The following is a 726-nucleotide window of genomic DNA, read 5'->3' as shown; positions in this document are numbered from 1 at the left end:
TGTATAGACATCATTCTCTTCATCATACTGCCAGTTTGCTGCGTTGAACTTGTTCTGTTTGTATTTCTTCTCTTGTTCTTTTATGTACATTCCATACGTGATTAAAGCCTCCCGTTTCCGGTTCGAGAGGATGTCGTCATAATTCTGTTCACTGCCGTATCCCGCGTCTGCGACAATGTGCTTCGGTAATTCAAAATAATCCTGCTCGATTATGTCTAGGAAGGGGATTAATGTACGTGTGTCTGTTGGATTCGAAAATAAACTGTAGGCAAGGGCATATTGACCTTCAGTCGCAACTTGTACGTTATAACCTGCTTTCAATTGCCCATTCTTCATATAGTCATCTTTCATTCGCATGAACGTCGCATCATGATCCGTTTTCGAATAGCTGTTTCTTGTGCCGAATATTTCGAAGTCCTTCTGGTACTTCAGTTTTCGCATGATGAAATCGAGTAGTTTTTTGCGTGCCTGCTTTGGAAATTTCCGTTCACTCCTCAAAGCGATTCGATCCTTGGCATCCGGCGATTCTTCGATTTTTTTATCATAATCCGAAATCACTTCGTCCACTTTTTGAACCATTTGAGCGAGTTCTTCCGGTGATAAATCTTCTTCGGCTTCCCGTTCGATTTCTGGCATAATTTCTTTTTCAAGTAGTTCATTATAAAGCTGATTGGACTTTTCAACTAAACTCTGGTGAAATTTATCGACAGATTTCTTCCATACGAA

The 726-nt window shown here is 40.4% G+C and carries 1 protein-coding gene; it reads right to left on the bottom strand.

Annotated features, from left to right (window positions below; translation table 11 throughout):
- Positions 1–726, bottom strand: a 726-nt coding sequence (locus tag WFH04_RS18105) for a transposase (RefSeq protein WP_336825717.1), incomplete at both ends; no start/stop codon positions are given.

The sequence above is a fragment of the Sporosarcina sp. USHLN248 genome, assembly GCF_037144575.1.
In the GTDB taxonomy this organism is placed as follows: domain Bacteria; phylum Bacillota; class Bacilli; order Bacillales_A; family Planococcaceae; genus Sporosarcina; species Sporosarcina contaminans.
This window is presented reverse-complemented; position numbering and strand designations above follow the sequence as displayed.